Here is a 13,961-nt window from a genome sequence, read left to right as displayed (position 1 = left end):
GTTATTCAATACTATAGAAATTAGTCGTTGGTGTGGCGTTTTCTACATTGATCGCGCGATAACCTGGTTGAACCTTACAGTTTGGATCAGATTGAATGTTTGAAGAGCTTAGGCACTGGCGGAAATTTTCTTGTAATGCCATCTCTACTACGGTTTCAAAGGTGCCGTCTTCGTGTTCTCTTTGAGAAACGACTTTTGCACCAACCAAGTAAGCATCAACATACGTTCTCAGTTCGTCATTTTGCATTACCATGTTGCTCAAAGAACTCGAACCGTCAATTTTCAAACCATAAACTCGTTCAGAAAGGTTGCGATACGCGTCAAGCATTGAGCTACGAAGTGTCATGATGCGCGCCTGAGATTTGGTGAGGCGTTTGTTTGTCATCATGGCCGCGTAGCCAGTGGCGGTAATAATAATCGGTTCTTGTTTGATGACTGCGATGGTGTTGTTGGCGTTGACAGCGCCATTTTGAACATAGCCGGTTGACGAAGCGCTGTTGCCAACGGTGTTTCCGTTACATGGGGCAACGGTCGTACATGTTGTACCAGCCGTTCCCTGCTGGCTCAGGTTTTGGCACCCCGCAAGTATTACTGCGCCTACGGCGATTAGAATAATTCGAAGTGATGCTGTCATGGTGGTGCCCTTTGTATGAAGTCTTTATTCTTAATCTTTTGCGTTATAAAAAGCACATATTGGTGCCGCTACCTAGTTTAATCGGTCAATTCCAACAAGTCTTAAGAATGTTTAGTGCGTTGAAAACGTCTTTGGTTTTCAACATGGCAAATCTAATGGACAAAATGTAAACCATTTTGCGCTCTAGCGTCCATGTTTGGAGGCCGAAAAATGCGCTTTTTCTTTGTTTTTGATAGTAAATATTTTCGTTGTGTCTTTTTTATGGCGTTTTCGGGATTATTTTGTGCGGCGTCTATTTTTTTATGGTTCCTGTTTTTTTTGGCGCAGGGTGGATGTGTAACAGAAATGCTTGGTGTTATACTGTTTTTTTATACAGTATTTTGGTGTGTGGTGGGATCTCGAAAAATAATTCACATTGATGCGGACTGTTTTTATGCGGCGGTTGAAATGCGCGATGATCCCAGTTTGCGTGATCGTCCGATCGCCATTGGTGGGCCCGCAAATACGCGCAGCGTGTTATCCACGGCAAATTACGCGGCGCGTGAATTTGGTGTTCGTTCGGCGATGCCAACATCAGTAGCCATGCGCCTTTGCCCTCAGTTACTGGTTTTGCCCGGAAACATGGCGAAATACCGGCTGGCATCCGAGCAAATGCACGCTATTTTTCACGCTTTTACCCATATTATTGAACCCTTGTCGTTAGATGAGGCTTACCTGGATGTCACCCATACCACGGATTTTCAAGGCAGTGCAACACGCATTGCAGAGAAAATAAAAGCGCAAATCTTTCGTGAGGTAGGAATAACGGTGTCTGCCGGCGTTGCCACGAATAAATTTATTGCAAAAGTCGCCAGTGACTGGAACAAGCCGGATGGTTTGACGGTGGTGACGCCCGAGCAGCAATTCGAGTTTGTAAGTGGTATTCCTGTTAAATCCATTTCTGGTATTGGTCGTGTTGCCCAAAAAAAACTGGCTGAGTTGGGCGTGTTTTATTGTGCGGATCTGCAAGACCTCGATTTTTCTTTGTTGCAAAAACACTTTGGCAGTATGGCGTTCCGATTGTCTCAATTTGCACTGGGAAGAGACGATCGTCCTGTGGTGGTTTCTAGAGAAAGAAAAAGCATTTCAGTTGAACATACTTTTGCAAAAGATTTGATGGATATTAAAGCGTGTCAAAGGGTGTTGCCTATGTTGTTGGCTGACTTGAAAAAGCGGATGGCTGGGCGAGGCTATGAGGCGCAACTGAGCAAATTTTATTTGAAATTGAAGTTTGATGATTTTAAGCAAACGACCATTGAGCGCCCCATAAAAGGAAAGCTAGCGGATGATATTTTTTATGAATTGCTACAACAAGCGCATGCTCGTTCTTTGCGCCCCGTTCGGCTTATTGGGGTTGGCTATCGAATTACTCCGCCTCAGCCTTTGCAATTAACCCTTCCATTGCCTTCTTAGTACAAAAAACAATCAATTTTCTAATGCTTAACTATACTTTGTCAGTGGCTCTTATGGAGGTGCTCGTTATGTTTAAGCAACAGAGTAAAGTGGACTATGCAAAATTAAGTATGCCAGACACCTTGTCCCATCGATTGCGGTTTGAGGTGGAGCAGACGTTGAGTTGTTTGTACGCAGATGCGTCATTGGTTGATCAAATGGATCGATTGTATTTGCCTTTTTCTTACTGGTTGAGTCAAAAGGCTCACGTAGGGCGGGGGCCTTTGATTGTGGGGGTCGGTGGTGCTCAAGGGTGCGGGAAAACAACCTTCTGCAGTGTGATCAGTCGAATTCTCAATAAAGGTTTTGATTTGAATTGTGTCGTGATTAGTCTCGACGATTTGTACAGTACAAGACACGATAGGATGAAATTTGCGGGGCAAACAACGCCCATGTTTTCCGTTCGTGGCGTACCAGGTACGCACGATGTGAAGCTGGCGTTGAATCTGTTTGATCGGATGAAAAATTTAAAAGAAGGGGAGGTAATGAAGTTTCCTCTTTTTGATAAATCGATTGATGATAGAAAATCCGTTCATCTTTGGAAGGAGGTGCACGGACCGGTAGACGTGGTGTTGTTTGAAGGTTGGTGTGTGGGCGCGCCGCCTATGACAGAAGGGTTGGATCTGCCCATGAATGCGCTGGAAAAAAATATGGACGCACAGGGTGTGTGGCGTCATAGAGTAAATCAATTTTTGAACGAAGAGTATAAAGCCTTGTTTTCCAAAATTGATTTGATGACTTGGATGCAAGCGCCGGATTATGACGTGGTCTATCATTGGCGCAATAAACAAGAGCGCATGCTTGAACGTCACCTTCACGATATTCATGGGATTCTTTTGGATACTATTGATTTAAAAGTAATGTCGTCTGATGCGTTACTGGAGTTTATGCAGTATTACGAACGATTAACTCGACACATGTTGAGTGTGATGCCCAATCGTGCGGATGTGCTTTTTACGCTGAATAATGAACAAGGCGTTGTTGGGGTGAGATACCCTGTTGAGCATTGATGATTTACCTATTTTAAATAAAAAATGAGGGGGCTTTTGGTTGAAAGAGAATGTCGAGGGCGTTACGTCAATATGATAGGCTATGGCGCATTGCAATAGCCTATTTTTTTGGAGTGTGAAAATGACTGATTTATTGCCGTCGGTTTTAGTGGAAACTCATGAGCAGCCAGATGCTGCGATTATCTGGTTGCATGGTCTTGGTTCTGATGGCCATGATTTCGAATCCCTTGTTCCCGCTCTTACATTGTCTCCTGCATTAAGAGTGCGTTTTGTCTTTCCTCATGCGCCAAGACGTCCAGTCACCGTGAATGGCGGTATGGAAATGCGAGCTTGGTATGATATTTACGAAATGACGCTGGATCGTAAAGTGGACATGGCGAATATCGATGAATCGTGCGGGCAGATTGAACAATTAATTCAGGATCAAATGGATCAGGGGATTTCCGCTGAGCGCATTTTACTTGCTGGCTTTTCTCAGGGTGGTGTGGTCGCTTATCAGACGGCACTTCGGACACCGCATGTGCTTGCTGGTGTGATGGCGTTGTCTACCTATTTGGTCAGCGCTGAGGATATGCCTAATGCTACTGATTGTCCAAATGGACGAACGCCTATTCTTATTCATCATGGTACTCAGGACCCAGTTGTGGCGCCTATTTTAGCGGTAAAAGCAAAAGACGCACTGGAAGCCAAAGGGTTCTCTGTTGCTTATCAGACCTATGACATGCCGCATTCGGTATGCCCTGAACAGGTGGGTGATATTTCCAATTGGATAAACGCCCGATTGGCTTAGTCGTTACTAAAAAAGTCTTGTCTAATGTTGAGGATGTCGAGTGGCGAATATTGAGGAAGAATGGCTGGCGTTTGCAAAGCAGCTTGCCGTATCAGCCGGTGAAATGATGGTGGAAGCGCGAGATGCGTCAGCGTTTGTGCGGGATTACAAGATGGATCATGAGTTGGTCACCTCCACGGATATTGCGGTTGATCAGTTTATTTGTTCTCGCATCGAAGCACGCTATCCTTCGCATCGTATTTTGTCGGAAGAATCGTCCCCTACTATGTCGCTCAGTTCTATTGCTGATGATGTTCCTGTGTGGGTGATTGACCCGATCGATGGGACGGTGAATTTTGCCCATGGGCACCATCATGTTGCTGTGTCTATCGGGGTGTACGTTGCTCAGCGTCGCGTATTGGGCGTGGTGCACGCGCCATTTTTAAATGAATGTTTCTGGGCGCTGAGTGGTGCAGGGGCATATTGCAATGACCAGCCTTTGTCCGTGTCTGGGGAGAACACATTAAGAAATGCGGTGGTGGCAACGGGCTTTCCCTATCAAAAAACGGCGTTGGTGCCAATTATTGAGCGGGTCTCACGTATTTTGCATCATTGCCAAGATATTCGCCGTAATGGGTCTGCTGCGTTGGATTTGTGCTGGGTTGCGGCGGGGCGTTTGGACGCTTATTTTGAGAGCGTTAAGCCGTGGGACATGGCTGCAGGTACTTTGATCGCGGAAGAAGCGGGTGCAAGAGTTGGACATTACTTGCCGCGTGGAACTCTTTGGCCAGAGGTGGTGAACGGCGATGGGCTGTTGGTGTCGACACCGGATTTGTTTGACGATGTGATGGCGCTAATGAATGCGCCAGCGTAATTTTTACTTTTATTTATTGGGTTTATTATGTCTTTAACTGCGTTCACGATTGTATTGTTAGTGTCTGTTGGGGTGATTGTTGTCTCGCTTTGGTTTATTCGTCATCAACTTAAACTGAATCAAGTGCGTGAAGAAAAAATCCGTGCGGGGGAAGACCGCTTTCAAGAAGAGCGTCAGAAGCGAATCGATAGTATTCATGTGTTGTTGAAGGTGGTTGGCACGGAAGAGCTTAATTGGATTGAGGCAAGCATCAGGATAAAGCATTTATTGGATCAGCTCAGTGAGGATTTATCCAATCATGATGATATTTCTGCTGTTTATGAAATTACGGAGAAAACTCAGCATATTCCAACCCATGAACAGTGGGGCGACTTGCCAAAGTTAGCGAAGGTGAAATTTCGGCTTGAAATGGATGGCTATGAAGCGGAATACGCTGAGCGGTTACAGCGTGCTAAGTTGGCGTTAATGGCTTACGATTTTGCATAATGATGGCGCAGTTGCTGGCATCCACCGTTTTTTTGTTTTTATTGCTGATTTTTCTTGTGCTGTTTTTTATTCGTCATCAATCGAAAGTACCCTATTATCGGCTGACGCAAGAGCAATGTGTGACCTTGTTGGTGAAGTCGGTCCAAGGCGTGTTGCCTGAACCTGAGTGGCACGCTTTTATAGGAATGACGATCAGAGATGATGATGCTCTTGATGCATTGAGGGAGCAGTGTTTATTGATCGATGAATACGGTGTGAAAGGGACGCATTTGGTGAATGGCCGGTCTTGCATGCTTTTTAATAAAAAGGGTGTTTCTCAGCTGGAAAAGTTGCTCGATGAATGGCAGCATAAATCACATTATTTGATCTGATGTATTTTAAAATGGAATGGTATAGGACGTAAGAATTATGAACGAGTTAGAAACGTTATTTGATCAAGGCTCAGAATGGATGCCTTGGTTGGCTGACAGTGCCGTTAATTTAGCCGTTGGTCTAGTTATTTTCTTTGTGGGTAAATTTATTGCTTCCAAAGTCGCTCATTGGTGTGAAAAGCGTTTGCTGAAGGCTTCCGTTGATCAAGCGGTCGCGGGTTTCGCGTCAAGCATCTTGTATGCTTTGATGTTCGCAGGCATTGCGTTGATGGCGCTGGGACAAATTGGTGTTGAAACAACGTCGTTTATTGCCATTTTAGGTGCGGCAGGTTTGGCTGTCGGTTTGGCATTACAAGGCTCTTTGTCTAATTTTGCCTCAGGTGTATTGATTATTCTGTTGCGCCCATTCCGTTCTGGTGACTTCATTGACGCTGGCGGTCAAATGGGAACGGTTAACCGTATTGAATTGTTTCATACTTACCTTAAAACGCCTGATAATCGTGTGATTATTGTGCCGAACTCATCGGTAATGAATGGTTCTATTGTTAACTTTTCTCGTGAAGCAACGCGTCGTTTGGATTTGGTGATTGGTATTAGTTATGACGCTGATATTCGATTGGCGAAGCAAATTATGGAAGAGATTGTAAATGCCGATGAGCGCATTTTAAAAGACCCTAAGTGTTTGATCGCTGTGTCCGAGTTGGCTGACAGTTCTGTAAACTTCTTCTTGCGCCCTTGGGTGGCGTCTGGCGATTACTGGGCGGTAAGAGCGGATTTACTGGAGAAGATTAAATACACCTTTGATGAGCGTGGTGTTGGTATCCCATACCCTCAAATGGATGTTCATTTGCATAAGCAAGAGTCGTAATTTTTTTAAAAATTAGCGTCTTACTGCTCAATAAGTGTAATGCCGCCAGTAATTGCTGGCGGCATTTTTGTTTTTACTGGCTGGTTTATTGATTGTTTAAGAAGGCGGCTGTTAATGAGTCGATACCGTGCTCCATCGGAACCAAAATCTGCGTACATCACACAGGAAGGTGCGCAAGCACTGCTTGCTGAATTGAAATTTTTGTGGAAAGAAAAGCGTCCCGCTGTCACCGAGACTGTTCGAGAGGCGGCCGCGCAAGGCGACCGCTCGGAGAATGCAGAATACATATATGGTAAAAAACAGTTGCGAGAGATAGATCGTCGCGTACGTTATCTTGAAAAGCGTTTGGATGTTTGTACTGTGGTGGATCGTCATCCAGCGGATCAGACGAAAGTGTTTTTCGGGGCTTGGGTGACGTTAGAAGATGAGGATGGCACGCTAAAAGAGTATCGAATTGTCGGGCCAGACGAACTAGACCACGATGCTCGATATATCAGCATCGATTCTCCTGTGGCGCGGGCGTTGTTGAAAAAACAAGAAGGGGATGAGGTGATGATTCGCCTTGCCGCGGGCGAAAAAAGCTATGTCGTCGACGCGATTGAGTACCGAACAATCACGGTATGATGATTTATTATGGTATGGCGCAATGGCAGCATCCGGCTTGGGTAAATTGGCTTTACCCAGCGTCTCTTCCTGCGGCAGAGCGCATTGGCCGTTATTCGCAAGTGTTTTCTACCGTGGAGGTTGGTAGTACTTTTTATACCAAGGTAGACGATGCTCAGTTATTACGTTGGTATGAATCTGTTGCCGAGGATTTCAGGTTTTGTTTTAAAGCGCCACAAACGGTTACTCATCGATTGTTAGAGCGTCCTTGGCATGAGGTCCAAGGTGATTGGTTCGCTTTTATGCGCTCCTTGCAGCCACTGCAAAGCAAGCTTGGTCCTGTCATGTTGCAGTTCCCGTCAATGTGCGATGAGCGTACTTTGGAAGTGATTTTTGCTTTGTGTGATATGTGGACACTGGCTACGCCCTTATCTGTTGAGGTGCGTAATCTAGCTTATTTTGATAAAAACCAAATAGAACAGCGTTTTTTAGCTGGCTTGTCCGATCGTAATGTGAACCGTGTGGTGATGGATTCTCGGCCTGTTTTTTCTACCGAAGCGTATTGTGACAGTCTGGTTGATGCGCAGAAGAAAAAGCCGAGGGTGCCTTGTCATCCTGTAGCGACTGCAGGCTATCCCGTCGTGCGTTTCATTGGTCATCCGGATTTACCGCGTAACGACGTATGGCTAGATCAGTGGGCAAAGAAGCTCGTGCAATGGCTTGAAGAAGGGCGAACGCCATTTGTTTTTGTGCATTCGTCGGACAATATCGCAGCCCCAACACTGGCCAGTCAGCTTGACCAAAAAGTACAAGCTTTGTGCCCGCATTATCGATCTCAGCTTATATTGCCTGTGAGCCAAGAACAGGGCAGTCTTTGGTGATTACGGTTATTCTGAACCGCAGTTGAAGTGGATGGTCGCTTCGTGAAACCCGTAGTGATTGTTTTGATGGTCTTTTATAAATAACTCGAGCGTTTTGCTTACGCTGCTAAAGGCAAGCTCTTCCCACGGAATGTCGTTTAGATCGAAGAGTGCGACTTCGGAGCTTTCTTCGGTTGCATGGAAATCATCTTTTTCTAGTTCTGCAATATAAAACAGATGGATTTGATTGATCCTAGGGATGCTGATCATACTGAAAGCTTGTTTGCAGATGGCCACTGAGCCGCTTTCTTCTAATGTTTCCCTGAGCGCTCCTTCACTGGTGGTTTCTTGATTTTCCATGAAACCGGCGGGCAACGTCCAGAAACCTAAGCGTGGCTCGATGTTTCTTCTGCAAAGTAAGACTTTTCCCTTATAAAGCGGAATCGTGCCAGTGATCAGTCGTGGATTGTCGTAATCGATAAACTCGCAACTTGGGCAGACCGCACGTTCTCTATTGTCCCCAGCAGGGATGGTCATGTTGACGGCGTGACCGCATTGCGGGCAATATCTCATGCTTTTTCCTTACCTTTTTAGCTGAAGTTTGGCGTATTTAACGACTTTGTCTTCAATCTCTTGGATTTCGATTAAGTAGTGTCCTACCCATAAACTGATGGGGTGTTCTGGTATGAATTCCAGTGTTTCAATAATCAGTCCATTGAGTGTTTTCGGACCGTCTGTCGGCAAATGCCAATCAAGCGTTTTATTGATTTCTCGAATGTGTGTTGAGCCTTCAATTCTAAAAGAACCGTCATCAAGAGTTTGAATTTCTTCTTCTTCGTCTTGGGTTGGTGGAGTGAACTCACCCACGATTTCTTCAAGTACGTCTTCTAGAGCCGCAATACCTTGAACATCACCGTATTCATCCACCACGATGCCCATTTGTTGGTGGTCTTTTTGGAAGTTCAGCAGCACGGTGTTTAGGGACGTGCTTTCTGGAATGAAGTAGGGTTCAACGGTTGCTTTTAACAGTGCCGCTTTGGATGGTGTTGGGTCGCGAAGAAACACGGCTGCATGGCGTGCGTGAAGGATGCCAATTACTTTGTTAATTTCACCATTGTATACAGGCATACGCGTGTGTCTGCTTTGGCAAATCTGCTCGATGATTTCTTCAATGGAGTCTTCGATATCAATACCGATCACTTCGTTGCGAGGAATCATAATGTCTTCAACCGAGACTTTTTCCAAATCTAAAATTGAAATAAGCATTTCTTGGTGAGCTGGCGGGATCAAGCCACTCGCTTCGTTTACCACGGTTCTTAGCTCTTCAGAGTCAAGCGTGTCGTGGTTCTTTTGCGAAGCGTGTACACCGATTAGGCGCAATAACCCGTTCGATAACCCATTCACTACCCAAACAAGTGGGTAAAGCACTTTTAGTAGAATGGCGAGAACCCAAGACGCTGGGAAGGCGATTTTTTCTGGGTGAATGGCGGCCAATGTTTTGGGTGTTACCTCTGCAAAAATCAGCACTATCATGGTGAGTGCCGCTGTTGCAATGGCCACACCCGCGTCGCCCCATAGACGAACGGCAATGATGGTTGCGATCGCGGAAGCGAGGATATTTACAAAGTTGTTACCGATTAAGATGACGCCGATCAATCGATCTGGGCGTTCTAACAGAGAGTTTACTTTGATTGCGGATCTGTTTTTGTTTTTCACAAGGTGTTTAAGACGATATTTGTTTATCGACAACATCCCTGTTTCGGAACTCGAAAAGAAAGCAGAAAGTAAAATTAGACAAAAAAGTATTCCACCAAGAACACCTAAGGGTACTTCGTTCAAAAAGGGATCGCCTCAATAATGTAGATAATTGGATTATTGGTTCTTAAGATCTTACTGTCAAACATACTTTACGTCATGTTCTGTTAATGATGTAAAATTTGTAAGGCTATTTGGCTGCCAAAGTAGCCCAGCATGAGTAAGAAGAAACCGCTTAAGGTCAGTTTGACGGCCAGCTGTCCACGCCATCCGGCAATGTATCTACCCAAAAGCAATCCAGCAAAAACAAACCATGATGCAATGGTGAAGAAGGTTTTGTGGACCAAATGTTGGGCGAACATATCTTCAATGAAACAAAAGCCTGTCGCGATCGTGATGGTTAGCAGAATAAAGGCCGCCCATATGAATTCGAACATGAGTTGTTCTAATACTTGTAACGGTGGCACCCTTAGTAGCTGCTTAAGTTTGTGATTTTTAAGTTGATACTCTTGAATGGCAAGCAATATGCCGACACCGCACGCCGCAGTAAATAGGCTGTACGCAACGGATGCGATTAAAATGTGTGCACTGGTTCCCCAAGAGTTGCTGTGTAATTGCGTGAGGTTCCATGGCTCTATGGCATTTAACGCGATGATGATGGAGCCAAGGGGGAAAGCGGTGCCTAGAAGTAAGGACAGGTCTTTATCTCTGTTACTTAGCCACAGCAAGCTGTTGCCAATCAGTGCAATGAGCAAACCAATGGTAAGAAAGTTGAATCCGTCGCGATTCAATAATAATTGCGTTAGGGAAAAGGTGTGTACTGCGATTGCCATCGCCCCAATGTATTGTGTTAGGGGGCTTTTTGGACGCAGATAATACGCTGTGCCTGCAATCAAGCAAACGATACAAGCAAGCCAAAGCGATAATTGAGTCATGAAACTAAAGGTTCCGCAGGGTAAAGGTATAGGGTGAAAATCATTTATCCGTTATAATAGAGATAATTTCACCTTGGATAAACTGAAACTGTAGGTTTTTTCCATTTAGAGTCAAAATTTGAGGGCAATATGTTCGACAATTTATCGAATCGTTTAACTTCCTCGCTTGATCGAATTCGAGGTCGAGCTAAATTAACTGAAGACAACATACAGGAAGTGTTGCGCGAAGTACGTATGGCGCTTCTTGAAGCCGATGTGGCTTTGCCAGTTGTTAAAGATTTTATTGCGGCGGTAAAAGAGCGAGCAATAGGGACGGAAGTTTCCAAAAGCCTGAGTCCAGGTCAAGTTTTCCTGAAAATTGTTAAGCAGGAACTTGAAAATGTCATGGGGCAGGCAAACGATGGTTTGAACCTTCGTGCCGCTCGACCAGCCGTTATTTTGTTGGCGGGTTTGCAAGGTGCAGGTAAAACAACATCGGCCGCTAAGTTGGCGAAATACCTAAAAGAGCGTGAGAAAAAGTCGGTCTCTGTCGTCAGTGCTGATATTTATCGTCCTGCTGCGATTAAACAGCTGGAAACCCTAGCGGGTGAGGTAGGTGTCGATTTCATCGCTAGCGATTTGTCACAGAAGCCGATTGATATTGTTAAAAACGCCATCGATTATGCGAAAAAAGCCCATAAAGATGTGTTGATTGTCGATACGGCGGGTCGCTTGTCGATTGACGAAGACATGATGGCAGAGATTAAAGCGCTGCATGCTGCTGTTAATCCGATTGAAACCTTGTTTGTGGTGGATGCCATGACAGGTCAAGATGCGGCGAATACAGCGAAAGCATTCGGTGATGTGTTGCCATTAACGGGTGTTGTCTTAACCAAGACCGATGGTGATGCTCGTGGTGGTGCGGCACTTTCTGTGCGTCATATTACCGGTAAGCCGATTAAATTCTTAGGTGTGGGCGAAAAAACAGACGCACTAGAGCCTTTCCACCCAGATCGTTTGGCGTCTCGTATTTTAGGTATGGGAGACATGCTTTCTCTTATTGAGCAAGCCGAACAAAAGATCGACAAAGAAAAAGCCGAAAAACTTGCAGGTAAGCTGAAAAAGGGCAAAGGCTTCGATTTAGAAGACTTTAAAGAACAGCTTCAGCAGATGAAAAACATGGGCGGCATGACTTCTATGTTGGATAAGCTCCCGGGTATGGGGCAGTTAGGTAATATCCAAGATAAAGTGAACGATAAAATGTTTGTTCAAATGGAAGCCTTGATTAATTCAATGACACAAGCTGAGCGCCGTAACCCAGATGTTATTAATGGTTCACGTAAGAAACGTATTTCGGCTGGCGCAGGGTTGCAAATTCAGGATTTGAATCGTTTGCTAAAACAGCACAAGCAAATGCAAAAAATGATGAAGAAATTTAGCACTAAGGGAGGCATGCAAAAAATGATGCGTGGGCTGGGCGGAATGATGCCTGGTGGCTTTCCTGGTGGCGGTGGTTTCCCTAAATAGAGAAGCTATCTGCTTGTTTTTATTGGGAGGCTTAAAAAAACTTCCAATTTAAGTGAAAGGGCGAGTAAATCGCCCTTTCGTTTTTCTAGTTTATCGACTAGAATATGCCGCCTTCTTGTAGTATGAGTCAAAAATTCGACTCGGCAAGGGGTGTTTCGTTAAGCAATAAGGAACCAATCATATGGTAACTATTCGTCTTTCTCGTGGTGGCTCTAAAAAGCGCCCATTCTATCATTTGAACGTGGCTGATAGCCGCTGTGCACGTGATGGTCGTTATATCGAGCGTTTGGGTTTCTTTAACCCTGTTGCTCGTGGTCAAGAAGAACGTCTACGTGTCGATTTAGACCGCGTAAACCATTGGGTTAGCCAAGGCGCTCAACTTTCTGACCGTGCTGCGCAGCTTGTAAAAGATGCTAGCAAAAACGCTTAATACTGAGGTAATGCTATGTCTGAATTAAAACAAGCGGCCGCTCCTGAGCAAGCCCTTGTGGTTGGACGCATTACATCGGTATATGGTGTTAAAGGGTGGGTGAAGTTATATTCGCACACCGACCCAATGCAAGGGATCTTTGATTACAAGCATTGGTGGTTGAAAACTCCTAGTGGGTGGAAAACTGTAGAATTAAGCCAAGGGCGTCTGCAAGGACGTGGTTTGGTGGCATCGGTTAAAGGTTATAGCGACAGAGATCAAGTAAAAGAGATCTGCGGTATGGACGTGTATATTGATGCAGCAGAACTACCAGATTTGGAAGAAGGTGATTATTACTGGAGCCAACTGGAAGGACTGAGGGTTATTACCAAAGAGGGTGTCCTCTTGGGGAAGGTTTCTCAACTTATGGAAACCGGTGCGAATGATGTGATTGTTGTCCGCGCGTGTGAAGGTAGCTTTGATCGTGAAGAGCGATTGATTCCTTATGCTCCAGGAACTTATGTTTTAAACATCGATTTAGAACAGCAGGAAATGGTAGTGGATTGGGATCCAGAATTTTAAACAGATAAGCTGAGGTCACAACGTGAAGGTTAGCGTTATATCGCTCTTTCCGGAGATGTTTCAGGCCATTACCCAATATGGAGTAACAGGCAGAGCCATTAAGTCTGGGTTGGTTGAGGTGGATTTTTTTAATCCCCGCGACTTTACACATGACAAGCATAAGACGGTAGATGATCGACCTTATGGTGGTGGTCCAGGGATGCTGATGAAAGTGCAGCCTCTCAAAGATGCTATTGCGAGAGCCAAGTTATTGGTGCCCAATGCAAAAGTTATTTATCTATCCCCTCAAGGGCGTACGCTAACGCAAGAAGGCGTGCAACAGCTTGCTAAACAAGCAGAATTTATTCTGGTAGCAGGTCGTTATGAAGGCGTTGATGAGCGTTTGATTCAATCTGAGATTGATGAAGAGTGGTCAATTGGCGACTTTGTCCTAAGTGGTGGTGAGTTGCCGGCAATGGTACTTATGGATGCTGTGTTTCGCATGGTTCCAGGAGTATTGGGAAAACAAGCGTCTGCGGATGAGGATTCATTCTCTGATGGTTTGTTGGACTGCCCGCATTATACTCGCCCAGAAGTACTAAATGGTGAACCTGTGCCATCGGTGCTGCTTAGTGGCAACCACGAGGAGATTAGACGCTGGCGTTTAAAGCAAAAGCTCGGAAGAACTTTTCAGCGCCGGCCAGACCTTCTGCAGAACCTTGAGTTGGACAAGGAACAGCAGTTGCTGTTAGAAGAGTTTATTCGCGAAACTGAAGATTCAACCTCGGCAGAGTAGGAATTGCGAGCTTATCAGAAAGAAGAACCTTCA

At 45.1% G+C, this 13,961-nt stretch carries 17 protein-coding genes; 13 read left to right on the top strand and 4 right to left on the bottom strand.

From position 1 onward, the window contains the following. Position 1: 1 nt before the first annotated feature. A complete protein-coding gene (locus AABA11_RS13620; RefSeq protein ID WP_265729396.1) occupies positions 2–634 on the bottom strand; it encodes an LPP20 family lipoprotein in 633 nt (210 codons plus the stop codon). 345 nt (positions 635–979) lie between these two features. Between AABA11_RS13620 and dinB the strand changes: the two genes are divergently transcribed. The 9 genes from dinB to AABA11_RS13575 all read left to right on the top strand — a co-directional run bounded on the left by dinB (position 980) and on the right by AABA11_RS13575 (position 7,987). Then, positions 980–2,086 (top strand): DNA polymerase IV, encoded by a 1,107-nt coding sequence (gene dinB, locus AABA11_RS13615; protein WP_338268770.1) that lies wholly within the window; start codon positions 980–982, stop codon positions 2,084–2,086. 68 nt (positions 2,087–2,154) lie between these two features. Beyond that, a complete protein-coding gene (locus AABA11_RS13610; protein ID WP_338268768.1) occupies positions 2,155–3,135 on the top strand; it encodes a hypothetical protein in 981 nt (326 codons plus the stop codon). Between the two features lie 121 nt (positions 3,136–3,256). Next, positions 3,257–3,925 carry an alpha/beta hydrolase gene (locus AABA11_RS13605; RefSeq protein ID WP_338268767.1) on the top strand — a complete coding sequence of 223 codons (669 nt, stop codon included), beginning with the start codon at positions 3,257–3,259 and terminating at the stop codon, positions 3,923–3,925. A gap of 40 nt (positions 3,926–3,965) precedes the next feature. Beyond that, positions 3,966–4,778, top strand: a complete 813-nt coding sequence (locus AABA11_RS13600; RefSeq protein ID WP_338268765.1) for an inositol monophosphatase family protein — start codon at positions 3,966–3,968, stop codon at positions 4,776–4,778. 27 nt (positions 4,779–4,805) lie between these two features. Then, positions 4,806–5,264, top strand: a complete 459-nt coding sequence (locus AABA11_RS13595; protein WP_338268763.1) for a DUF2489 domain-containing protein — start codon at positions 4,806–4,808, stop codon at positions 5,262–5,264. Continuing rightward, positions 5,264–5,635 carry a hypothetical protein gene (locus AABA11_RS13590; RefSeq protein WP_338268761.1) on the top strand — a complete coding sequence of 124 codons (372 nt, stop codon included), beginning with the start codon at positions 5,264–5,266 and terminating at the stop codon, positions 5,633–5,635. The genes AABA11_RS13595 and AABA11_RS13590 overlap by 1 nt, the downstream gene beginning before the upstream one ends. Positions 5,636–5,672: 37 nt before the next feature. Beyond that, complete coding sequence (locus AABA11_RS13585) at positions 5,673–6,503, top strand: mechanosensitive ion channel family protein (RefSeq protein ID WP_338268760.1); 831 nt, start codon at positions 5,673–5,675, stop codon at positions 6,501–6,503. Between the two features lie 114 nt (positions 6,504–6,617). Further along, entirely contained in the window at positions 6,618–7,127 is a 510-nt protein-coding gene (gene greB, locus AABA11_RS13580) for a transcription elongation factor GreB (RefSeq protein ID WP_338268757.1), read from the top strand. After that, complete coding sequence (locus AABA11_RS13575) at positions 7,124–7,987, top strand: DUF72 domain-containing protein (protein ID WP_338268756.1); 864 nt, start codon at positions 7,124–7,126, stop codon at positions 7,985–7,987. The genes greB and AABA11_RS13575 overlap by 4 nt, the downstream gene beginning before the upstream one ends. Before the next feature lie 6 nt (positions 7,988–7,993). Here the strand turns inward: AABA11_RS13575 and AABA11_RS13570 are convergent, their stop codons facing one another. From AABA11_RS13570 to AABA11_RS13560, 3 genes are all read right to left on the bottom strand, one after another. Further along, a complete protein-coding gene (locus AABA11_RS13570; protein ID WP_338268754.1) occupies positions 7,994–8,539 on the bottom strand; it encodes an NUDIX hydrolase in 546 nt (181 codons plus the stop codon). 9 nt (positions 8,540–8,548) lie between these two features. Beyond that, entirely contained in the window at positions 8,549–9,805 is a 1,257-nt protein-coding gene (locus AABA11_RS13565; RefSeq protein WP_265729386.1) for an HlyC/CorC family transporter, read from the bottom strand. 83 nt (positions 9,806–9,888) lie between these two features. Beyond that, positions 9,889–10,656 (bottom strand): cytochrome C assembly family protein, encoded by a 768-nt coding sequence (locus tag AABA11_RS13560; RefSeq protein ID WP_338268752.1) that lies wholly within the window; start codon positions 10,654–10,656, stop codon positions 9,889–9,891. 129 nt (positions 10,657–10,785) lie between these two features. Between AABA11_RS13560 and ffh the strand changes: the two genes are divergently transcribed. The 4 genes from ffh (at position 10,786) to trmD (ending at position 13,928) form a co-directional block, all read left to right on the top strand. Then, positions 10,786–12,162, top strand: a complete 1,377-nt coding sequence (ffh, locus tag AABA11_RS13555; protein ID WP_338268750.1) for a signal recognition particle protein — start codon at positions 10,786–10,788, stop codon at positions 12,160–12,162. A 181-nt stretch (positions 12,163–12,343) separates the two neighbouring features. Further along, positions 12,344–12,592 (top strand): 30S ribosomal protein S16, encoded by a 249-nt coding sequence (gene rpsP, locus AABA11_RS13550; RefSeq protein WP_265729383.1) that lies wholly within the window; start codon positions 12,344–12,346, stop codon positions 12,590–12,592. Positions 12,593–12,607: 15 nt separating this feature from the next. Further along, complete coding sequence (rimM, locus tag AABA11_RS13545) at positions 12,608–13,153, top strand: ribosome maturation factor RimM (protein ID WP_265729382.1); 546 nt, start codon at positions 12,608–12,610, stop codon at positions 13,151–13,153. Positions 13,154–13,175: 22 nt separating this feature from the next. Then, a complete protein-coding gene (trmD, locus tag AABA11_RS13540) occupies positions 13,176–13,928 on the top strand; it encodes a tRNA (guanosine(37)-N1)-methyltransferase TrmD (protein WP_338268748.1) in 753 nt (250 codons plus the stop codon). The last annotated feature ends 33 nt before the right edge of the window (positions 13,929–13,961 follow it).

The sequence above is a fragment of the Marinomonas pontica genome, from assembly GCF_036322735.1.
GTDB classification, from domain to species: Bacteria; Pseudomonadota; Gammaproteobacteria; order Pseudomonadales; family Marinomonadaceae; genus Marinomonas; species Marinomonas pontica.
The sequence above is the reverse complement of the archived record's forward strand: the minus strand, read 5'-3'. Positions and strand labels throughout refer to the sequence as shown.